General features: G+C 71.1%; 19 protein-coding genes. 11 read left to right on the top strand and 8 right to left on the bottom strand.

The window, feature by feature from the left end; genetic code table 11:
- Nucleotides 1–5 precede the first annotated feature (5 nt).
- The 5 genes from N5D62_RS26970 to gshA all read left to right on the top strand — a co-directional run bounded on the left by N5D62_RS26970 (nt 6) and on the right by gshA (nt 5,217).
- Complete coding sequence (locus tag N5D62_RS26970; RefSeq protein WP_279761158.1) at nt 6–1,208, top strand: M20 family metallopeptidase; 1,203 nt, start codon at nt 6–8, stop codon at nt 1,206–1,208.
- Complete coding sequence (locus N5D62_RS26965; RefSeq protein WP_279761154.1) at nt 1,205–1,804, top strand: DUF1415 domain-containing protein; 600 nt, start codon at nt 1,205–1,207, stop codon at nt 1,802–1,804. The genes N5D62_RS26970 and N5D62_RS26965 overlap by 4 nt, the downstream gene beginning before the upstream one ends.
- 98 nt (nt 1,805–1,902) lie before the next feature.
- Nucleotides 1,903–2,517: an isochorismatase family protein gene (locus N5D62_RS26960; protein ID WP_279761153.1), complete on the top strand. Its 615-nt coding sequence runs from the start codon at nt 1,903–1,905 to the stop codon at nt 2,515–2,517.
- A gap of 77 nt (nt 2,518–2,594) precedes the next feature.
- On the top strand, nt 2,595–3,605 hold the full coding sequence (locus tag N5D62_RS26955; RefSeq protein ID WP_279761152.1) for a helix-turn-helix domain-containing protein: 1,011 nt from the start codon (nt 2,595–2,597) through the stop codon (nt 3,603–3,605).
- Between the two features lie 91 nt (nt 3,606–3,696).
- On the top strand, nt 3,697–5,217 hold the full coding sequence (gene gshA, locus N5D62_RS26950) for a glutamate--cysteine ligase (protein WP_279761150.1): 1,521 nt from the start codon (nt 3,697–3,699) through the stop codon (nt 5,215–5,217).
- A 22-nt stretch (nt 5,218–5,239) separates the two neighbouring features.
- On the opposite strand, the gene N5D62_RS26945 is transcribed toward gshA, so the two are convergent.
- The gene (locus N5D62_RS26945) at nt 5,240–5,731 is read right to left on the bottom strand and encodes an acyl-CoA thioesterase (protein WP_279761149.1); all 492 of its coding nucleotides are present in this window, start codon (nt 5,729–5,731) and stop codon (nt 5,240–5,242) included.
- 145 nt (nt 5,732–5,876) lie between these two features.
- On the opposite strand from N5D62_RS26945, the gene N5D62_RS26940 reads away from it, so the two are divergent.
- The 5 genes from N5D62_RS26940 to fur all read left to right on the top strand — a co-directional run bounded on the left by N5D62_RS26940 (nt 5,877) and on the right by fur (nt 12,034).
- Nucleotides 5,877–7,601, top strand: coding sequence for an FAD-dependent oxidoreductase (locus N5D62_RS26940; RefSeq protein ID WP_279761148.1), 1,725 nt, complete (start codon nt 5,877–5,879; stop codon nt 7,599–7,601).
- Between the two features lie 217 nt (nt 7,602–7,818).
- Nucleotides 7,819–8,001: a hypothetical protein gene (locus N5D62_RS26935; protein WP_279761147.1), complete on the top strand. Its 183-nt coding sequence runs from the start codon at nt 7,819–7,821 to the stop codon at nt 7,999–8,001.
- 135 nt (nt 8,002–8,136) lie between these two features.
- Nucleotides 8,137–10,344, top strand: coding sequence for a TonB-dependent receptor (locus N5D62_RS26930; RefSeq protein WP_279761146.1), 2,208 nt, complete (start codon nt 8,137–8,139; stop codon nt 10,342–10,344).
- Nucleotides 10,345–10,357: 13 nt separating this feature from the next.
- Nucleotides 10,358–11,542: a PepSY-associated TM helix domain-containing protein gene (locus N5D62_RS26925; protein ID WP_279761157.1), complete on the top strand. Its 1,185-nt coding sequence runs from the start codon at nt 10,358–10,360 to the stop codon at nt 11,540–11,542.
- Nucleotides 11,543–11,572: 30 nt separating this feature from the next.
- On the top strand, nt 11,573–12,034 hold the full coding sequence (gene fur, locus N5D62_RS26920; RefSeq protein ID WP_279761145.1) for a ferric iron uptake transcriptional regulator: 462 nt from the start codon (nt 11,573–11,575) through the stop codon (nt 12,032–12,034).
- A gap of 368 nt (nt 12,035–12,402) precedes the next feature.
- Here fur and N5D62_RS26915 read toward each other — a convergent pair whose 3' ends face one another.
- On the bottom strand, nt 12,403–13,323 hold the full coding sequence (locus tag N5D62_RS26915) for a LysR family transcriptional regulator (protein WP_279761144.1): 921 nt from the start codon (nt 13,321–13,323) through the stop codon (nt 12,403–12,405).
- Nucleotides 13,324–13,504: 181 nt separating this feature from the next.
- On the opposite strand from N5D62_RS26915, the gene N5D62_RS26910 reads away from it, so the two are divergent.
- A complete protein-coding gene (locus tag N5D62_RS26910; protein WP_279761143.1) occupies nt 13,505–14,386 on the top strand; it encodes an aldo/keto reductase family oxidoreductase in 882 nt (293 codons plus the stop codon).
- On the opposite strand, the gene N5D62_RS26905 is transcribed toward N5D62_RS26910, so the two are convergent.
- From N5D62_RS26905 to phnD, 6 genes are all read right to left on the bottom strand, one after another.
- Nucleotides 14,373–15,284: an NAD(P)-dependent oxidoreductase gene (locus N5D62_RS26905; protein WP_279761156.1), complete on the bottom strand. Its 912-nt coding sequence runs from the start codon at nt 15,282–15,284 to the stop codon at nt 14,373–14,375. The genes N5D62_RS26910 and N5D62_RS26905 overlap by 14 nt on opposite strands.
- Before the next feature lie 160 nt (nt 15,285–15,444).
- Nucleotides 15,445–16,293, bottom strand: a complete 849-nt coding sequence (phnX, locus tag N5D62_RS26900) for a phosphonoacetaldehyde hydrolase (RefSeq protein ID WP_279761155.1) — start codon at nt 16,291–16,293, stop codon at nt 15,445–15,447.
- A gap of 23 nt (nt 16,294–16,316) precedes the next feature.
- Nucleotides 16,317–17,420, bottom strand: a complete 1,104-nt coding sequence (psrA, locus tag N5D62_RS26895) for an iron-containing alcohol dehydrogenase PsrA (RefSeq protein WP_279761142.1) — start codon at nt 17,418–17,420, stop codon at nt 16,317–16,319.
- A gap of 23 nt (nt 17,421–17,443) precedes the next feature.
- Nucleotides 17,444–18,289, bottom strand: a complete 846-nt coding sequence (gene phnE / locus N5D62_RS26890) for a phosphonate ABC transporter, permease protein PhnE (RefSeq protein WP_279761141.1) — start codon at nt 18,287–18,289, stop codon at nt 17,444–17,446.
- Between the two features lie 14 nt (nt 18,290–18,303).
- A complete protein-coding gene (gene phnC / locus N5D62_RS26885) occupies nt 18,304–19,221 on the bottom strand; it encodes a phosphonate ABC transporter ATP-binding protein (protein ID WP_279761140.1) in 918 nt (305 codons plus the stop codon).
- Entirely contained in the window at nt 19,218–20,114 is an 897-nt protein-coding gene (gene phnD / locus N5D62_RS26880; RefSeq protein ID WP_279761139.1) for a phosphonate ABC transporter substrate-binding protein, read from the bottom strand. The genes phnC and phnD overlap by 4 nt, the downstream gene beginning before the upstream one ends.
- Between the last annotated feature and the right edge of the window lie 98 nt (nt 20,115–20,212).

Below are 20,212 nucleotides of genomic sequence, written 5' to 3'. Positions count from 1 at the left end.
CGCCCATGAAGCTGATCGAACCCATCCTGGCCGACGCGCCGGCCATCGCCAAGCTGCGACGTGACCTGCACGCGCATCCCGAACTCTGCTTCCACGAGGACCGCACCTCGGACCTGGTCGCGCAGGCGCTGACCGACTGGGGCATCCCGGTCCACCGCGGCCTGGGCAAGACCGGCGTGGTCGGCACGATCCACGGCCGCGACGGCGGCAAGAGCGGCCGCGCGCTGGGCCTGCGCGCCGACATCGACGCGCTGCCGATCACCGAGCACAACACCTTCGCCCACGCCAGCAAGCACCCCGGCAAGATGCATGCGTGCGGCCACGACGGCCACACCGCGATGCTGCTGGCCGCGGCCAAGCACCTGGCCGCGCACCGCGACTTCGACGGCACCGTGCACGTCGTGTTCCAGCCGGCCGAGGAAGGCGGCGGCGGCGCCCGCGAGATGATCAAGGACGGCCTGTTCAAGCTGTTCCCGGTCGAGGCCATGTTCGGCATCCACAACTGGCCCGGCATGGCCGCCGGCCAGTTCGCGCTCAAGACCGGTCCGGTCTTCGCCTCGAGCAACGAGTTCAAGATCCTCATCAAGGGCAAGGGCGCGCACGGCGCGATGCCGCACCTGGGCACCGACCCGGTGGTGGTGGCGGCGCACCTGGTGCAGGCCTTCCAGACCATCATCACGCGCAACAAGCGGCCGATCGACGCGGGCGTGATCTCGGTGACGATGATCCACGCCGGCGAGGCGACCAACGTGATCCCCGAGAGCTGCGAGCTCCAGGGCACCGTCCGCACCTTCACGCTGGAGACGCTGGACCTGATCGAGCGCCGCATGCAGCAGATCACCGCGGCCACCGGCGACGCGTTCGAGGTGCGCTGCGAGTTCTCCTTCCACCGCAACTACCCGCCCACGATCAACCACCCCGCCGAGACCGACTTCGTCCGCGGCGTGCTGACCGAGATGGTGGGCCCGGCCAACGTGCAGGAGTTCGAGCCCACGATGGGCGCCGAGGACTTCAGCTACTACCTGCAGGAGGTGCCGGGCTGCTACTTCCTGATCGGCAACGGCGACGGCAGCCACCGCGAGGGCGGCCACGGCCTGGGGCCCTGCATGCTGCACAACCCGAGCTACGACTTCAACGACGAGCTGATCCCGCTGGGCGGCTCGATGTGGGTCCGCCTGGTGGACGCCTGGTTCAAGCAAGCCCGATGACCGCGCCGATGACCCCCGAGCAGGAAAAGACCGCCCTCGACGACACCCGGCGCTGGCTGCAGCGCGCGGTGATCGGGCTGAACCTGTGCCCGTTCGCCAAGGGCGTCGAGGTCAACCAGCGGCTGCGCACCGTGGTCAGCGCGGCCCGCACGCCCGAGGAGCTGCTCAAGGAGCTGGCGCACGAGCTGCTCGCGCTCAACCGCGCCGATCCGGAGGAGACCGAGACCACGCTGCTGGTGCACCCCTGGGTGCTGAACGACTTCCTGGACTTCAACGACTTCCTCGGCGCCGCCGACGCGCTGGTCGAGGACCTGGACCTGGACGGCGTGCTGCAGGTCGCGAGCTTCCATCCGGACTACCAGTTCGACGGCACCGACGCCGACGACGTCGACAACCTCAGCAACCGCTCGCCCTATCCGACGCTGCACCTGCTGCGCGAGGAAAGCATCGAACGCGCCGTCGAGACCATGCCCGACACCGACGCGATCTACGAGGCCAACATCGACACCCTGCGCCGCATCGGCCGCAAGGGCTGGGACGCGCTGGACCTCGAGGCGAAGCTGCCGCTGTCGCAGCGGACCTCGCGCGACGAGTGATGTCCTGATCTGACCGGAACCGGTCCGGCCGCGGCGCGACGCCCGGCCGTCGGGCCGGCACGATGGCGTCCATCAACCACCCGCTGATGGAGCCTTCGATGACCCGCCCGACCACCCCCGCCTTCGACGCCGGCGCCGACACCGCCGTCCTGCTGATCGACGTCCAGGAATCGTTCCGCCACCGCCCCTACTGGGACCTGGCCGGCTTCGACGCCTACATCGCGCGCACCAACGCGCTGCTGACCGGCGCCGCCGAACGCGGCCTGCCGATCGTGCGCATCCTCCACACCGACGGGCCGGCGACGCCGGAGAACCCGTTCTCACTGGTCAGCGGCCATGTGCGGCCGCTGGCGGAACTGGCGCAGGTGCCGATCGCCGCGGAGTTCCTCAAGCAGCGCCACAGCGCGCTGGTGGGCACTGGGCTGTCGGTCTGGCTGACCTCGCACGGCATCCGCCGCCTGATCGTCGCGGGCATCCGCACCGAGCAGTGCTGCGAGACCACCACCCGCCACGCCAGCGACGAGGGCTGGACCGTCGACTACGTCACCGAGGCCACGCTGACCTTCCCGATCCGCCACGCGAGCGGCGAGCTGGTCGGCGTCGAGGCGATCAAGCAGCGGACCGAGGTCGCGCTGCAGGACCGCTTCGCCGACATCGTGACCGTCGAGCAGGCGCTCGCGCGCGCCGGCCAGCCCGCGGCGCTCGCTGCCTGAGCCGCCTGAGCCGCCAGGAACCGCGGGATCCCTTGCCCCACGATCGGCCGGCGGCCCGGCCGGCGCATACTTCCACGATGTCCCTTTCTGCCCGCTTCCCCCGCCCGTCGGACGACGGGCCGATCGACGTCTGGATCCTGGTCGAGCGCCACACGCTGCTGCTGGACCTGGCCGGCGCCGCCGAGGCCCTGCGCCTGGCCAACCAGGCGCTGCGCCGGCGCGGCGAGCCGGAGGCCTTCCGGCTGCGCTTCTGCGGCACGTCGGCCTCGGCGCCCAGCTCGGTCGGCCTGACGCTGGGCGCGCTGGAGCCGCTGCCGGCGCTCGGCGCGCGGGACTGGCTGATCCTGAGCGGCCGGCGGCATCCGCATCCGGACGACCCGGCGCCGGGACCGGCCGAACGCGAGGAGGAACTCCGGATCGACCGCTGGCTGCATCGCGAGGGCGGCGCGCTGCTGGCCGGCGGCGAAGGCCGGCTGCTGAGCATCTGCGCCGGCGCGTTGCTGGCGGCGCGGGCCGGCCTGCTGGACGGCCGCCGCTGCACGACGCACCACGAGTCGCTGGACGCGCTGCGCGCGGCCGCCCCGCGCGCCGACGTCCAGTCGAACCGGGTCTTCGTCCTCGACGGATCGCTGGCCAGCAGCGCCGGCATCACCGCGGGCATCGACCTGGTGCTGGCGCTGATCGCCGAGCACTGCGGCGAGGCGGTGGCCGCCTCCGTGGCGCAGGTCATGGTGGTCTACCTGCGCCGCGGCGCGCAGGATCCGGAGCTGTCGCCGATGCTGGCGCACCGCCACCACCTGCATCCCGCGCTGCACCGGGTGCAGGACGCCGTCTGCGGCGATCCGCGCGCGGACTGGAGCCTGGCCCGCATGGCCGAGGTCGCGCATGTCACCCCGCGCCACCTGACCCGGCTGTTCACCCAGCACGGCGGCACGACGCCGCTGGACTACCTGCGCGCGATCCGGCTGGAGCTGGCGCGGCGCGAACTCGACCGGGGCGCGCGCCCCGCGCAGGCGGCCCTCGCGGCGGGGTTCAGCTCCGACCAGCAACTGCGCCGGACCCGCCGCCGGCTCGGGGCTGGCGCCTGACTTGCCCTAGCACAAACGATAGAAATCCAAGTCAAGCGGGTTTCGTGCACATCTGTTACCTTGCGCGCCCACAGTGATTGAGGAGCGGGTTTTGAACGATTGGCTGAAGCGACTGGAGGCCCTGGATCCGGCCCGCCTGGCGGGCATGCGCCGGGGGGTGGAGAAGGAAAGCCTGCGCGCGCAGCCCACCGGCGCCTCGCTGGCGCTGACCCCGCACCCGACCGCGCTCGGCTCCGCGCTGACGCACGAGACCGTCACCACCGACTTCAGCGAATCGCAGCTCGAGCTGATCACCGGCGTGCACGCGTCGGCCGAGGACTGCCTGCGCCAGCTCACCGAGATCCACCAGGCCGTCTACCGCAGCCTGGGCGACGAGCTGATGTGGGTGTCGAGCATGCCCTGCCAGCTGCCCGCCGACGAGACCATCCCGGTCGGCCGCTACGGCGCCTCCAACATCGGCCGCGCCAAGAGCGTCTACCGCATGGGCCTGAGCCACCGCTACGGCCGGCGCATGCAGACGATCTCCGGCATCCACTACAACTGGTCGATGCCGGGACTGGACAACGCGGACCACTTCGCGCTGATCCGCAACTTCCGCCGCCATTCCTTCCTGCTGCTGACGCTGTTCGGCGCGTCGCCGGCGCTGTGCGCCAGCTTCGTCGCCGGCCGCGAGCACGGCCTGCAGCCGCTGGTCGACGGCACGCTGCACATGCCCCACGGCACCTCGCTGCGCATGGGCCGGCTCGGCTACCAGAGCGACGCGCAGGCCTCGCTCTCCGTCAGCTACAACAGCCTGGACGGCTACGCCGCCTCGCTGCAGGACGCGCTGACGACGCCCTACCCGGCCTACGAGCAGGTCGGCGTGATGAACCCGGGCGGCGAATACAACCAGCTGTCGACCACGCTGCTGCAGATCGAGAACGAGTTCTACGGGACCATCCGCCCCAAGCGCACGATCCGCTCCGGCGAGCGTCCGCTGCACGCGCTGCGCGAGCGCGGCGTCGAGTACATCGAGGTCCGCTGCATGGACCTGGACCCGTTCGAGCCGGTCGGCATCGCCGCCGGCACGATGCGTTTCCTGGACATCTTCCTGCTGCACTGCTGGCTGACCGACAGCCCCAACGACACGCCGGACGAGCTCGGCGCGCTGGCGCGCAACCAGCACCGCACCGCCTCGGCCGGCCGCGAGCCCGGCCTGAAGCTGGAACGCCGCGGCACCGAGGTGTCGCTGCGCGACTGGGGCCGCGAGCTGCTGGCCGAGTTCGCGCCGATCGCCGCCAAGATCGACGCGGCGCTGGGCGGCTCGCTGTACCGCGACGCGCTGGCGCAGGCGGTCGAACGCTGGGACACGCCCGACCAGCTGCCGTCGGCCCGGGTGCTGGCCGCGATGCGCGCGGAACACGCCAACTCGCACCTGAAGTTCGTCGCGACGCAGTCCGAGGGCACGCGCCGCCACGTGCTGGCGCAGCCGCTGCCCGAGGGCCTGATGACGCGCTTCGAGCAGTCGGCGCGGGCCTCGCTGGACGCGCAGGCCGCGATCGAGGCGGCCGACACGGTCGACTTCGAGACCTTCCGCCAGCAGTACCTCGATCCCGCGCAGCTGCGCGGCTGAAACCACCGACCTGGCGACGGCCTCAGCCGGGCAGCGACGAGCTGCGCAGCTCGTCGTGCCGGCGCTGCAGTTCCTGGCGCAGCTTCTTGCGCTCCAACGCCGCTTCCCAGCGGCGTTTCTCATCCGGCGTCGTCGGCGTCAGGGCCGGCACCGGCACCGGGCGGGTGTCCTCGCCGACCGCCACCATCGTGAAGAAGCAGCTGTTGGCGTGGCGCACCACCTGGTCGCGGATGTTCTCGGTGACGACCTTGATGCCGATCTCCATCGACGAGGTGCCGGTGTAGTTCACCGAGGCCAGGAAGCTCACCAGCTCGCCGACGTGGATCGGCTGGCGGAACATCACCTGGTCCACCGACAGCGTCACCGTGTAGCGCCCCGCGTAGCGGCTGGCGCAGGCGTAGGCGACCTGGTCGAGCAGCTTCAGGATGGTGCCGCCGTGCACGTTGCCGGAGAAGTTGGCCATGTCCGGCGTCATCAGCACGGTCATCGTCAGTTGGTGCGAGGGGAGGTCCATGGCGCGGATCCGCGGGCGGATCGGAGAGTTGGAGGGGGGTCCGCCATGGTGCCAGAGCCGGGCGGCGCCGGCACCGGGCGGCACTCTCCCTTCTGGCGCTTGCCGCTGACACGTCCGTCGGTTAGGGTGCGCGCCAGGAGGTTCCATGGCCCAGGTCCAGCAGCCCAACATCGCGGAAACCCGCGGTGCCCAGATGTTTCCCGTGCTCGGCGTGGCCGACATCGCGCGCGTCGCGCGGTTCGGCCGTTTCCGGCGTTATTCCCAAGGCGAATGGGTGGTCCGCGCCGGCGATGCCGGCATGGGCATGCTCCTGATCCTGAGCGGCGAGATCACCGTCTCGCAGCGCGACAGCCTCGGGCATGTCACGCCGATCCACCGCCACGGCCCCGGCGGTTTCCTGGGCGAGGTCGGCCAGCTCAGCGGCCGGCCGTCCTTCATCGACGCCGTCGCCGAGACCGAGGTCGAGGCCGTCGACGTCAGCCCGCCGCAGCTGCGCGCGCTGCTGATCGGCGAGGCCGACCTGGGCGAGCGCCTGACCCGCGCCTTCATCCTGCGCCGCGTCGGCCTGATCGAGGCCGGTGCCAGCGGCGCCACGCTGATCGGCCGCGCCAAGGCGGCGCCGGTGATGCGGCTGAGAAGTTTCCTGGGCCGCAACGGCTACCCGCACCAGCAGCTCGAGCCCGACCAGAACGAGGACGCCCGCTTGCTGGCCGAGCAGTACATGACCGAGGGCGTGCAGATGCTGGTCATCTGCCCCGGCGGCGACGTGCTGGTGGACCCGACCGACGAGGAGGTCGCGCGCTGCATGGGCATCGTCGACATGCGCGAGCGCACCGAGCTGTATGACGTGGCCATCGTCGGCGCCGGCCCGGCCGGGCTGTCCGCGGCGGTGTACGCGGCCTCCGAGGGGCTGTCGGTGCTGGTGCTGGACTGCCGCTCGTTCGGCGGCCAGGCGGGCGCGAGCTCGCGCATCGAGAACTACCTCGGCTTCCCGACCGGCATTTCCGGCCAGGCGCTGGCCGGCCGCGCCTTCGTCCAGGCCCAGAAGTTCGGCGCCGACATGCTGATCCCGGCCAAGGTCACCGAGATGAGCTGCGAGCGCCACGGCGTCGACGACGAGCTGCGGCTGGCGCTGGAGGACGGCCGCACCGTGCGGACGCGCACCGCGGTGATCGCCACCGGCGCGCGTTACCGCCGGCCCGAGCTCGACGCGCTGACCCGCTTCGAGGGCAAGGGCGTCTGGTACTGGGCCTCGCCGATCGAGGCCCGCATCTGCAGCCGCCAGACGGTGGTGATCGTGGGCGGCGGCAACTCGGCCGGCCAGGCGGCGGTGTTCCTGGCCAACCACGCGGCCAAGGTGATCATGCTGATCCGCGGGCCGGGACTGGCGGCGACGATGTCGCGCTACCTGATCGACCGCATCCAGGGCACCGCCAACATCGAGCTGCAGCCGCACCAGGAGCTGTGCGAGCTCGACGGCGGCGACACGCTGGAATCCGTCTGCTGGCGCGACCGCCGCAACGGCAAGGAACACCGGCAGGCGCTGCAGCACCTGTTCATGTTCATCGGCGCCGAGCCGGAAACCGGCCTGATCGCCGCCTGCGGGCTGGAGCTGGACAAGGCCGGCTTCATCATCACCGGCCGCGCCTGCGCCTGCCCGCTGTCCGAATACAAGCCGGAGCTGCTGGAGTCCAGCATCCCCGGCGTGTTCGCCGTCGGCGACGTGCGCTCGGGCTCGGTCAAGCGCGTGGGCGGCGCGATCGGCGAAGGCGCGCAGGTCGTCGCCAGCATCCACCAGTACCTGGCCCGCCAGGACGCGGCGCGGGCCGAGCGGCTCGGCCAGAACGCCGGCGCGCACGCCCCGGCCTGATTTCCCTCCCCGCCTGGCCCGGACCGCGCCCCGCGGACGGGCCCGTGGGCGGCACGCCCGGCGCCCGCGCCTTCCCTGACCGCCCATTCCCGCGCTGCCCCGCCCCACCGGCGCGGCAGCGCTTTCATTTCCGCTCCCGCCGCACGGTCGCGTGACCCCAACCGTCAAGGTCTGGCCTTAGAATGCGAATAATTGTTATTTGCAAACCGGTCCGCCCATGTTGTCACCCGAATCCCGCCGCCTGTGGGCCTGGCCGATCGCGCTGGGCGTGCTGAGCACCTCCGGCCTGCTGTCGGCGCTGGTGTCCGACGCCTGGGGCGACGTCTGGTCCTGGGTCGGCCTGGGCGTGCCGGTGCTGGTCATCGCCTGGTACGCCTGGCGGCCCCAACGGGCCGCTTGATCGCCGCTCCGCCGCCGCCCGACCGCCCATTGACCGTCCGTTGATCCCGCCGCGCCGCCGACCTCCCCTGTCGCGACGCGCCGTCGGCCCCAGCCGCTTTTCCTCTCAGAAGAACACTCGCAAGGTCCCCGTCCCATGAAGCATTTCCCGTCGCGCCCGCTGGCGCTCGCCATCGCCCTGGGCCTCGCCGGCCTCGCGGCGCAGAACGCCACCGCCCAGGACGCCCCCAGGACGGGCGCCGGCGACGACGTCGGCCAGCTGCCGGCGGTGACCGTCAGCGCGACGGCCGACAAGCAGGGCCTGGCGCCCGCCTACGCCGGCGGCCAGGTCGCGCGCGGCGGCCGCGCCGGCATCCTGGGCACGCGGGACAACCTGGAGACGCCGTTCTCCATCACCGCCTACACCAACGACCTGATCCAGGACCGCCAGGCCAAGAGCGTGGCCGAGGTGCTCCAGAACGACCCCGGCATCCGCGCCGCGCGCGGCTTCGGCAACTTCCAGGAGGCCTACTTCATCCGCGGCTTCATCCTGAATTCCGACGACGTCGCCTACAACGGCCTGTACAGCCTGCTGCCGCGCCAGTACATCGCGTCCGAACTGTTCGAGCGCGTCGAGGTGCTGCGCGGCGCCTCCGCCTTCCTGATGGGCGCGAGCCCGAGCGGCAGCGGCATCGGCGGCAACATCAGCCTGCTGCCCAAGCGCGCGCCGGTGCAGCCGCTGACGCGGGTGACGCTCAACGCCGGCAGCGGCGGTTCCGGCGGCGCGGCGCTGGACGTGGCGCGGCGCTTCGGCCCGGACAAGGCGACCGGCGTGCGCTTCAACGCCGCCTACCGCGACGGCGGCACCGCCGTGGACGACGAGAAGGCCAAGACCAGCGTCGCCGCCGTGGGCCTGGACTGGCGCAGCCGCGACGTGCGCCTGAGCGCCGACCTCGGCTGGCAGGACAACCGCCTCAAGCGCACCCGCCCCAGCGTGACGATCGCCGGCCTGGACCGCCTGCCGGCCCTGCCCGACCCGAAGAAGAACTTCGCCCAGCCCTGGACCTATTCCAACGAGCGCGACACCTTCGGCACGCTGCGCGGCGAATGGGACCTGAGCGACAGCGTCACCGCCTGGGCCGCGTACGGCGCGCGCCGCAGCAAGGAGCTCAACCGCCTAGCGGGCCTGACGCTGACGCCGGCCAACGACACCTTCTATCGCTTCGACAACGGCCGCAAGGACAGCGTCGACACCGGCGAGGCCGGCCTGCGCGGCAAGCTGCGCACCGGCTCCGTCGGCCATGAATGGGTGGTGTCGGCCTCCGTGTTCTCGCTGGACACGAAGAACGGCTACGCGATGGACTTCCTCAACCCGATCTGGTCCGACCTGTACGCGCCGACGGTCACGCCGCTGCCGGAGTTCTCGGACGGCGTGTTCACCGGCAACAGCGTCGACCGCCCGCTCATCAACAACCGCACGCGCAACCGCAGCATCGCCATCGGCGACACGCTGTCGCTGCTCGACGACACGCTGCTGGTGACGCTGGGCCTGCGGCACCAGACGCTCAAGGTCGAGTCGATCAGCGCGACCACCCGCTTCCTGGGCACGGTCACGCCGGGCGGCGTGGTCACGACCTACGACCAGAGCAAGACCAGCCCGGTCGCCGGCGTCGTCTACCGCGTCAGCAAGCAGCTGTCGGTCTACGGCAACTACATCGAGGGCCTGAACAAGGGCGACAGCCTCGCGGCGCAGGACGGCCTGCCGGCGCGCGACCTGGCGCCCTACCAGTCCAAGCAGAAGGAAGTCGGCGTCAAGTACGACGGCGGACGCCTGGGCTTTGGCGCCGCCTACTTCACGACCGACAAGCCGCGCGCGGTGCTGGCGCAGAACGCCGCGCAGGGCGAGGACCGCCATCGCGGCGTCGAGCTGACCGCCTTCGGCGAAGCCACGCGCGACATCAAGGTCCTGGGCGGCCTGACCTGGCTGGACGCCAAGCAGCACGGCACCGGCGTCGCCGCGACCGAGGGCAAGCGCACGCTGGGCATCCCGCGCGTGCAGGCCAACCTGGGCGCCGAATGGGAAGTGCGCGCGCTGCAGGGCCTGGCGCTGGACGCGCGGGTCGTCCACACCGGCAAGGCCTTCGCCGACAGCGCCAACACGCTGTCCGTGCCGGCCTGGACGCGGCTGGACGCCGGCGCGCGCTACGTCTTCGAGGCCCAGGGCACGCTGCTGACGCTGCGCGCGCGCATCGACAACCTCACCAACCGCAAGTACTGGGCCTCCGCCGGCGGTTACCCCGATCAGAGCTACCTGGTCGTGGGCCAGCCGCGCAGCTTCAACCTGAGCCTCGCGGCCGACTTCTGAGGACCGGACCATGTTGAGCTCGCGCGCCATCCGTGTCTGGAGCTGGCTCCACAAGTGGACCAGCCTGGTCTGCACGCTGTTCATGCTGCTGCTGTGCCTGACCGGGCTGCCGCTGATCTTCCATCACGAGATCGGCCACCTGCTGGGCGACGAGATCGAGGCGCCCGAGCTGCCCGCGGCGATGGACAAGCAGCGCGTGCCGCTGGATACGATGGCCAAGGCGGCCAACGCGGTGCATCCGAACCTGGTGATCCAGTACGCCGGCGAGAACGAGGACGATCCCCGCCTGTGGTGGTTCACGCTGGCCGCGACGACGGCGCCGACCGACCAGTTCAAGTCGGTCGCCGTGGATGCCCGCACCGGCCTGGCGGTGCGCGAGTACCGCGTCGGCGAAGGCTTCATGGACCTGATGCTGCGGCTGCACGTGGACATGTTCGCGGGCCTGCCGGGCAAGCTGTTCCTGGGCTTCATGGGACTGCTGCTGCTGGTCGCGCTGGTCAGCGGCGTGGTGCTGTACGCGCCGTTCATGCGCAAGCTGGACTTCGGCGCGGTGCGCAAGGACCGCTCGACCCGCGTCAAGTGGCTGGACCTGCACAACCTCGTCGGCATCGTGACGCTGGTGTGGTGCTTCGTCGTCGGCGCGACCGGGATGATCAACACCTGGGCCGAGCTGCTGGTGCAGTACTGGCAGTACGACAAGGTCACCACGCTGCTGGCGCCCTACAAGGACCAGCCGCTGCTGACCGCGGCGGAACGCGCGCCGCTGCAGGCGTCGATGGACACGGCGATGCAGGCCGGCAACCGGCGCAAGGTCTCCTTCATCGCCTTCCCGGGCACGTCGTTCTCGAGCCCGCACCACAACACCTTCTTCCTCAAGGGCACGACGCCGCTGACCTCCAAGCTGCTGCAGCCGCTGCTGATCGACGCCCGCACCGCGCAGCTGACCGCGGCGCCGGAGCTGCCGTGGTACCTGACGGGCCTGCTGATCTCGCAGCCGCTGCACTTCGGCGACTACGGCGGCATGCCGATGAAGATCCTCTGGGCCCTGCTCGACGTGGCGACCATCGTCGTGCTGGGCAGCGGCCTGTACCTGTGGCTGCGCAAGCCGCAGGGCGCGAGGAAGGGCACGCGCAAGGACGCGGCCGACGCCGGGCCCGATGCCGACGACGCCCAGAACCCCGAAACCGCGGCCGCCTGATCGCCAGTCCGCACGATCACCCCCACCGCAATGCCCGATTCCACCAAGCACGACAACCCCAAGCAGCAGATCGAGAGCCTGCAATCGAGCGGCCTGAAGGCCACCCTGCCCCGCATCAAGGTGCTGCAGATCTTCGAGCAGTCCAACCAGCGCCACCTCAGCGCCGAGGACGTCTACCGGCTGCTGCTGCTGGACGGCGCCGACATCGGGCTGGCCACGGTCTACCGGGTGCTGATGCAGTTCGTCGAGGCGGGGCTGCTGGCGCGCCAGCACTTCGAGTCGGGCAAGGCGGTGTTCGAGCTCAACTCCCAGCAGCACCACGACCACATGGTCTGCCTGGCCTGCGGCCGGGTGGAGGAGTTCTACGACGCCGGCATCGAGCAGCGCCAGCGCGAGATCGCCGAGGAGCGCGGCTACGAGCTGGTCGAGCACGCGCTGGCGCTGTACGGGCTGTGCTCCAACCCGGAGTGCCGCGCGAAGCGGGGTCGCTGAATCCGAAGCCGCCGTGGCGCGGCGCGCACAATCCGGCGCTTCCCGGTTGAATACTGTATGCGCATACAGTACATTGCCTTCCATCGCAGCCAATCACGGCTGCCACAGGAGATGGCGATGCAAGCGCTCAAGCAAACGGTCTGGTCTTCGTTGAACAACGCGGATGCCTGGGTGGTCTGCATCGGCGTCATGTCCTGTCTGGGATTGGCGACCGGCCTGCTGGGTTGAGATCCTAGCGAGCCCCGCCTCCAGCGTTCCGTTCGCGGAGCCGCGGTCCCCTCTCGAGGGGACCTGTCTTTTCAGTTCTCACCTTTTCAGTTCTCACTGCTTCATCCGCTGCCCTCACCGGGCAGCGGTTTTTTTTCGCCTCAACGCGGTGCGCTCGCGTCGCCCGGATCGTTCGAGGCCTTCACGAACTCGACGAAGGCCCGCAGCGGCGCGGGCAGGTAGCGCCGGCCCGGGTAGTAGAGGAACGGACCGCTGAAGGACACCCACCAGTCCGCCAGCACCGGCACCAGCGCGCCGCTGTCCAGGTGCGGGCGCAGCCAGTCCTCGAAGGTCTGGATCACGCCGCCGCCGGCGACCGCCACGTCGATGGCCAGGTCCAGCCCGCCGCCCAGGCGCACGACCAGCGGACCGTCCGGCTCGACGCTGATCGCCTCGCCGTCGCGCTCGAAGTCGTAGGCCGGCATGTGGCCGCTAGGGAAACGCCCGCGCAGGCACCGATGCGCGAGCAGGTCGCGCGGGTGCGACGGCCGGCCGTGTTCGGCCAGGTAGGCCGGCGACGCCACGGTCGCCATGCGCTGCACCCGCGGACCGATCGGGACGGCGATCATGTCCTGCTCCAGCCGCTCCTCGTAGCGGATGCCAGCGTCGCAGCCGGCGGCGAGCATGTCGACGAAGCTCTCGTCGACGGTGATGTCGAGCCGGATCTCCGGATACGCCCGCAGGAAGGGCGCGACGATCCGCGGCAGCACCAGCCGGGCGGCGCTGGCCGGGACGTTCAGGCGCAGCGTGCCCGCCGGGCGATCGCGAAAGCCGTTGACGACGTCCAGCGCCGCCTCGACCTCGCCGAGCGCCGGTCCCAGCCGGTCCAGCAGCCGGGCGCCGGCCTCGGTCGGCGCGACGCTGCGGGTGCTGCGGTGCAGGAGCCGGACACCGAGCCGGGCTTCCAGGCGGCGCACCGCCTCGCTCAGGCCGGAGGCGCTCATGCCCGATTGCCGCGAGGCCTCCCGGAAACCGCCCGCGCGGGCCACGGCCAGGAAGGCCGCGAGATCGCCAAGTTCCATGCAGTCGCCCTCACGCTGACTGTCCTGGATTCCGCACAACCCGTGCGGATTCGATCCCCTTATCGTACGACCGGGGGCTGCCTACATTCCTTCCAACGACGGGCGCCCGTCGCCGTCCTCCCCCTGACAGCCCCTGAACACCCCCCGAACTCCTCCCGAGTTCATTCGAAGGAATGCCCCCATGACCGCTCACGCCCCCACCGTTTCCGACGCCGGCACCTACCGCCTCGGCACCCGCACCGTGACCCGCCTCGGCTACGGCGCGATGCAACTGGCCGGCCCCGGCGTCTTCGGCCCGCCGAAAGACCGGGCCGGCGCCGTCGCGCTGCTGCGCGAGGCCATCGAGCTCGGCGTCGACCACATCGACACCAGCGACTTCTACGGCCCGCACGTCACCAACCAGATCATTCGCGAGGCGCTGCATCCCTACCGCGACGGGCTCACGATCGTCACCAAGGTCGGCGCCCGGCGCGGGGACGACGCGTCCTGGCTGCCGGCGCAGTCCGCCGCGGAACTGACGTCGCAGGTGCACGACAACCTGCGTCACCTCGGCCTCGAGGTGCTCGACGTGGTGAACCTGCGCAGCATGCTGGACGTGCACGGGCCGGCCGAAGGCTCGCTGGAACCGCAGGTCACCGCGCTGGCGGAACTCCAGCGCCAAGGCCTGGTCCGCCATGTCGGGCTCAGCAACGTGACCGCGCGGCAGGTCGCGGACGCCAGCAAGATCACGGACATCGTCTGCGTCCAGAACCAGTACAACCTCGCGCACCGCGGCGACGACGCGCTGCTCGACCAACTGGCCGGCGAAGGGATCGCCTACGTGCCGTTCTTCCCGCTGGGCGGCTTCACGCCGCTGCAGTCCGGGACGCTGTCGGCGGTGGCGCAGGAACTCGGTGCGACGCCGATGCAGGTCGCGCTGGCCTGGCTGCTGCGGCGCTCGCCCAACCTGGTCCTGATTCCCGGGACCTCGTCGATCGACCACCTGCGGCAGAACCTCGCGGCGGCGTCGCTGGCGCTGCCGGCCGAGGCGGTGCGGCGGCTCGACGCGCTTACAGCGGGGTGAGCACCGGCTCACCGGCTTCCCAGCGCCGGGCGTTCTCCAGGAACAGGTCGACCGTCGCCTGGACGGACTCCGGCGACCAGCCGGCGATGTGGGGCGTGAGGATCACGTTCGGGAAGCCGAGCAGCGCCTGGGGCGGCTGGGGCTCGGACTCGTAGACGTCCAGCGCGGCGCCGCCGAGCTCGCCGGCCGCCAGCGCCGCGGCCAGCGCGGCGGTGTCGACCAGGCTGCCCCGGGCGATGTTGACCACGTGGCCCTGCGGACCGAGCGCCTTCAGCACCTCGGCATTGACCAGGTGCTTCGTCGCCGGACCGCCCGGCGCGGCGACGACGAGGAAGTCCGCCCATTGCGCCAACGCCACCGGCGAGTCGAAGTAGGGGCAGCCGAGCGCGTCGTGGCGCTCGCGGCGGTTGTGATAACCGACCTCCATGTCGAAGGCCAGCGCGCGCCGGGCGATGCGCAGCCCGATCGTGCCCAGGCCGAGCACGCCCAGCCGGCGGCCGTTGACGCTGGGGCGCAGCGGCAGCGCGTCGCGCCAGATCCCGGCGCGCAACGCCTGCTCCTGCTGCGGCAGCGCCCGCACCGAGGCCAGCAGCAGCGCCATCGCGTGGTCCGCGACGCAGGAATCGTTGGTGCCGGCGCCGTTCCACAGCGTCAGCCCGCGCGCCTTGGCGGCGGCGACATCGATCGCCTCGTAGCCGGCGCCCAGCGCGGCCGCGGCGCGCAGCTTCGGCATGGCGGCGATCTCGTCGCCGCGCAGGCCGATCGCGCCGATGGTCAGCACCAGTTCGATCCGGGCGCCGTGCTCGGCGACCGCCTTGGCGCGCGATTCGGCGTTCGGCGCGTGGATCACGTCGAAGCGCTGGCGCAGTTGGGACAGGTGTTCCTCGGCCGCCGGCATCAGCACGAGCAGTGGACGGCGGGAGGGAGTCGAAACGGATTCGGTGGCGGACACGGCGACCTCGGCAGGGGTGACGACAAGTTCGCCGGCCATGATAGGAGCGCCCTTCCCCGCGGGCGCCGGGCCACGCACGCGCTTCGCACGCGTGCCGTAGGAGCGGTCAGGGCCGCTCGCCGCGCGCCATCCGCGCGTCGATCTCTGCCAACGCCTTGGGCAGTTCCGCGACCGAGTCGATCACCAGGTGCGCGCCCGCCGCCGTCAGCCGCCGCGCCGCCGCATCGCGCCGCGCGACGACCTCGGCATCAGGCAGCGCCTGCAACTGCTCCAGCGTCAGGCCGGTCTCGTTGCCCGACAGGCTCAGCCCGACGGTCCACATGCCGGCGCGACGGCCTTCCTCGATGCCCGGCGTGGTGTCGTCGACCTTCACGCAGGCCCGTACGTCGCCGATGCCCAGCGCCAGCACGTTGGCCAGCGCCATGAACGGGCCCGGTCGGCCGCCGGCCTTGAGCTCGTCGCCGGCGACGACATGGTCCGCCTCGATGCCGTCGGCCTTGGCCTGCGGCAGCAGCACGTCCAGCACCTGGCGCGGATACCCCGAGCACGAGCCGATCTTCAAGCCCGCGCGGCGCAGCGCGGCCAGCATCTCGACGGCGCCCGGAATCGGCTGCGAGTAGCGGCCGACCTTCTCGATCTGCATCGGCATGAAGCGCTCGTAGATCGCGTCGATGTCGGCGTCGGTCGACGGCTGGCCGAATCGCGCCCGCCATTGCGCCTGGAGCAGCGGATCCTCGAGCAGCGTGCGGATGTGGTCGCGCTTGGACAGGCCCATCGGCCCGCGCGCCTCGTCCAGCGTCAGCGTGATGCCGAAGGTCGCGAACGCGTCGACGAAGATCTGCGTCGGCGCCAGCGAGCCGTGGTCGACCAGCGTGCCGGCCCAGTCGAAGACGACGGCCTGCAGGTGCGGGTAGGACGCCGGAGCGGCGGTCGCCGCGGTGGTCGTGTTGGTCATGTTGGTCGCGGTGGCGGTGGTGGTCATGCGTGAGCCCTGATGAAGTTGCGGCCGCGGGGTCCGCGCAGCGCCTGGGCGACGCGCTCGTCCCAATCGGCCGGCGCGATGCCGTAGTCGGCGGGGTTGGTGGAGACGCCGAGCGCGGCGAGGAAACGTTCCAGCGCGGCGATCGCGCCTTCTGGATCAACGGCGTCGAAGATGCCCAGCAGCGCCGCGTCCAGCGCCGCGTCGCGGCCGAAGGCCAGCCGCATCACGCGCGGCAGGCTGAACGAGCAGGCGATGCCGTGCGCGACGCCTTGCGTCAGCGTGATGTCGTAAGACAGCGAGTGCGCCAGCGCGGTCTTCGTGTTGGAGAAGGCCATGCCGGCCTGCAGCGCGGCGATGGCGAGCGATTCGCGCAGGTCGAGCCGGCGCGGCTCGCGCAGCAGCGCCGGCAGCGTGGCGACGATGGCGCGCGCCGCGCTCGCGGCCAGGCTGGACGACACCGGGTTGCGGTGCACGTTCCACAGCGCCTCCAGCGCATGCGACAACGCGTCCAGGCCGCTGGCCAGCGTGGCGGACGCCGGCAGGCTGACCATCAGCGACGGGTCGACCAGCGCCGCCTCCGGCCAGGTCCACGGCAGGTGCAGCGAATGCTTGCGGGATCGCTCGGCGTCCCAGAGCGTCGCCCAGGGCGTGACCTCGCTGCCGGTGCCGGCGGTGGTCGGGATCGCGATCAGCGCGCGGTGCGGGCCGTCGACGGGCAGCGGGGCGGCTTTCGGGTCGATCAGGTGCGCCAGCAGTTCATCGAAACGCCCCGACGGGGTCGCGGTCACCATGGCCTTGGCGCAGTCGATGCTGCTGCCGCCGCCCAGCGCGATCACGCAGCGCGCGCCGGCGTGGTCGCGCCACAGCCGCTCGTACAGCGGCGCGAGCCAGCGCACGTCGGGGTTCGGCTGAATCGCGGTCTCCACCGCGACCAGCCGCTCGCCCAGCATCTGCCGCACGCGGCCGACCAGCCCCAGCGGCTCCGCCTCCGGGAACGCGATCAGCAGCGCCTCGCGCGCGCCGACCAGCTCAGGCAAGCGCTCCAGCGCGCCGATGCCGGCCCGCACGTCCACCGGGTTGTGGAACTTCCAGACATTCACCTCGTTCTCCTTCCCTGATCCCGTCAATGCCGGCCCGTGTCCTGGATCGCGCGGCGCAGCTGGCTGGACACGAAATCCGCCGCCACCACCATCACCGTGATCACGATGATGCAGGTCGCCGTCTCCGGGTACTTGAACAGCTTCAGGCTGCCGACCAGTTCGAAACCCAGGCCGCCCGCGCCCACCATGCCCAGCACGGTCGCCGAGCGCAGGTTCACCTCGAAGCGGTACAGCACCACCGCGATCCACGCGGTCACCACCTGCGGCAGCACGCCGAAGACGATCACCTGCAGCGGCCGCGCGCCGGTCGCCCGCAGGGCCTCGAGCGGGCCCTGGTCGATCTCCTCGATCGCCTCGGCGAAGAACTTGCCCAGCATCCCCGCGCCGTGCACCGCCAGCGCCAGCACGCCAGGGAACGGGCCCAGGCCCACCGCGGAGACGAACACCAGCGCCAGGATCAGCTCATTGACGCTGCGCGTCACGTTCAGGCCCTGGCGCGTCAGCTGATACAGCCAGCGTGGGCCGTGGAGGTTGCGTGCGGCGAGGAAGGACACGGGCACCGCGCCGACCACGCCCAGCAACGTCCCCCACACGGCGATCTGGATCGTCTCCAGCGCCGGTGCCCACAGGCGGTCCAGGATCCGCCAGTCAGGCGGCCAGGTGCGGCTCAGGAAATCGACGATCTGCGGCAGGCCATTGGCCAGCTCGGTGGGACTCAGCTGAGCACCCCTCGCGCTCCACTGCAGCGCCCAGAGGCCGAACACCATCAGCGCCAGCAGCTGCGTCCAGCCGCGCGGCGTCGTGGGCAAACTCACCATCCAGCGGTGGCGATCGGCCATCGCGCGGTCGAGAGCGTTGGTCGTTGTCATGGGGGTCTCGTTCCTTACTTCCATGTGCGAGCGTGCGCCGACAGCGCCGGTGCCCCACTCCGCTCAATCTCCTCCTCACGCTCGGAATTCGCTCCGTGGGGCACCGGCGCCGTCGGCGTCGAGGCACCCGGGTGATCCGAAGAGGAGGCCTGCGAAGCAGGCGCGGGGGCGACGGGCGCGATCAGCTGCAGGCCGGTGTGGCCGGCGTAGAGCTCGTGCAGTTCGGCGTCGGTCAGGGCATCGGGGAGGCGGTCGAAAAGGACTCGGCCCTGGGAGAGGCCGACGATGCGGTCGCCGAACTCCCGCGCGTAATCGACCTGGTGCAGGTTGCAGACGACGGTGATGCCCAGTTCGCGGCAGGCCTGCTTCAGGTATCCCAGGGCCTGGCGGGCGGTGTGCGGGTCCAGGCTCGCCACGGGCTCGTCCGCCAGGATCACCTGCGGACACTGCGCCAGCGCGCGCGCGATGCCCACCCGCTGCATCTGGCCACCGGACAACGAGTCCGTGCGCTCATGCGCCTTGTGGACCAGACCCACACGGTCCAGGCAGGACATCGCCAGCGCGACATCGGCGCCGCGGAACAGCTGCAGCACCGAACTCCAGGTCGGGACCGTGCCCAGGCGGCCCGTCAACACGTTCTTCAGCACGCTCAGGCGTGGCACGACGTGGTGATGCTGGAACACCATCGCGACGCGGCGTCGCAGCTCGCGCAGGTCCGAGGCGCGGCGGCCCGCCATCGCATCGACGCCCGCGATCGACATCGCGCCGGCATCGGGCTGCGCCAGCCGGTTCATGCAACGCAGCAGCGTGGACTTGCCCGCGCCGGACGGGCCCAGCACGACGAGGAACTCGCCCGCCTTCGCGTCCAGGTCGACGCCGCGCAGCACGACGTTGTCGCCGTAGCGCTTGGTGACGCCGCGCAACGTGATCACTTCATGCTCCGCAGGTCGAGCTTCAGCACCTTGGCGGTGTCGCGCACGACGTCGTAGGCCGCGTCGTTGGTCGGCTGGAAACCGTTGAGCACGCCCTGGTCGCCCCACTTCACATCCTTCAGGTTGGCCAGCGCCTTGGCCAGCTTCTCCTTGAGCGCCGGATCCAGGTCCTTGCGCCAGACCATCGGCGACTCGGGGATCGGCTTGGACGACCACAGCACGACGAAGTCGTCCTGCCGGACCTGGCCCTTGGCGACCGCGCTGGCGAAGATGCGGTCCGCGACCGCGGCGGCGTCGACCTTCTTGTTGGCGACGGCCAGGATGCTGGCGTCATGCGAGCCGGAGAACACGACACGCCCGAACAGCGCGTCCGGGTCGATGCCGGCCTGCTGCAGGCCGGCCTTGGGGAACAGGTGGCCGGAGGCGGAGCTCGGGTCGACGAACGCGAAGTTGCGGCCCTTCAGCCCGGCGATGTCGTGCAGCCCGCTGTCCTTGCGGGCCAGGATCACGCTCTTGTAGGCGCTCTGGCCCGTCTTCTTCGTCACCGCCACCGAGAAGGCCTCGACGTTGGCCACCGAGCTGGCCAGCACGTAGGAGAACGGCCCGAGGTAGGCGACGTCCAGCTTCTTCGATCGCAGCGCCTCGATGACGCCGTTGTAGTCGGTGGCGACGAACGGCTTCACCGGCATGCCCAGCTGTTGCTGCAGCGCGTCCAGCACCTGGCGGCTGGACTCGATCATGGCCTGCGAGTCCTCGGCCGGGATCAGGCCGATGGTCAGCGCCTGCTGCTGGGCGAAGGCCGGCGTCGCGGCCGCGATCCCGGCAAGGGTCGCCAGGGCGGGCAGGAGCCGCAGGACGGCGCGGCGCGGGGACGAGAAGCGGGGCTGGGACATGGCGGCTCCAGGGAGAGTGGTGAGCGGATGCCGTCACTCTATGAATCGAAAGTGACAGCCGATCCATCGATGCCATGCGGATTTCCGCAGCGATCCAT

The sequence above is a fragment of the Mitsuaria sp. GD03876 genome (genome assembly GCF_029840635.1).
In the GTDB taxonomy this organism is placed as follows: domain Bacteria; phylum Pseudomonadota; class Gammaproteobacteria; order Burkholderiales; family Burkholderiaceae_C; genus Roseateles.
Note: the sequence above shows the minus strand (reverse complement) of the source record. Positions and strands in the feature narration are given on the sequence as shown.

Excerpts from the sequence above, each read along its gene's own strand:
- N5D62_RS26965 (WP_279761154.1), top strand. The coding sequence starts at position 1,205 with ATGACCGCGCCGATGACCCCCGAGCAGGAAAAGACCGCCCTCGACGAC.
- N5D62_RS26940 (WP_279761148.1), top strand. The coding sequence starts at position 5,877 with ATGGCCCAGGTCCAGCAGCCCAACATCGCGGAAACCCGCGGTGCCCAG.
- N5D62_RS26955 (WP_279761152.1), top strand. The coding sequence starts at position 2,595 with ATGTCCCTTTCTGCCCGCTTCCCCCGCCCGTCGGACGACGGGCCGATC.
- N5D62_RS26915 (WP_279761144.1), bottom strand. The coding sequence starts at position 13,323 with ATGGAACTTGGCGATCTCGCGGCCTTCCTGGCCGTGGCCCGCGCGGGC.
- N5D62_RS26960 (WP_279761153.1), top strand. The coding sequence starts at position 1,903 with ATGACCCGCCCGACCACCCCCGCCTTCGACGCCGGCGCCGACACCGCC.
- N5D62_RS26930 (WP_279761146.1), top strand. The coding sequence starts at position 8,137 with ATGAAGCATTTCCCGTCGCGCCCGCTGGCGCTCGCCATCGCCCTGGGC.
- phnE (WP_279761141.1), bottom strand. The coding sequence starts at position 18,289 with ATGACAACGACCAACGCTCTCGACCGCGCGATGGCCGATCGCCACCGC.
- N5D62_RS26905 (WP_279761156.1), bottom strand. The coding sequence starts at position 15,284 with ATGCCGGCGGCCGAGGAACACCTGTCCCAACTGCGCCAGCGCTTCGAC.
- phnX (WP_279761155.1), bottom strand. The coding sequence starts at position 16,293 with ATGACCAACACGACCACCGCGGCGACCGCCGCTCCGGCGTCCTACCCG.
- N5D62_RS26935 (WP_279761147.1), top strand. The coding sequence starts at position 7,819 with ATGTTGTCACCCGAATCCCGCCGCCTGTGGGCCTGGCCGATCGCGCTG.
- N5D62_RS26910 (WP_279761143.1), top strand. The coding sequence starts at position 13,505 with ATGACCGCTCACGCCCCCACCGTTTCCGACGCCGGCACCTACCGCCTC.
- fur (WP_279761145.1), top strand. The coding sequence starts at position 11,573 with ATGCCCGATTCCACCAAGCACGACAACCCCAAGCAGCAGATCGAGAGC.
- phnD (WP_279761139.1), bottom strand. The coding sequence starts at position 20,114 with ATGTCCCAGCCCCGCTTCTCGTCCCCGCGCCGCGCCGTCCTGCGGCTC.
- N5D62_RS26945 (WP_279761149.1), bottom strand. The coding sequence starts at position 5,731 with ATGGACCTCCCCTCGCACCAACTGACGATGACCGTGCTGATGACGCCG.
- N5D62_RS26970 (WP_279761158.1), top strand. The coding sequence starts at position 6 with ATGAAGCTGATCGAACCCATCCTGGCCGACGCGCCGGCCATCGCCAAG.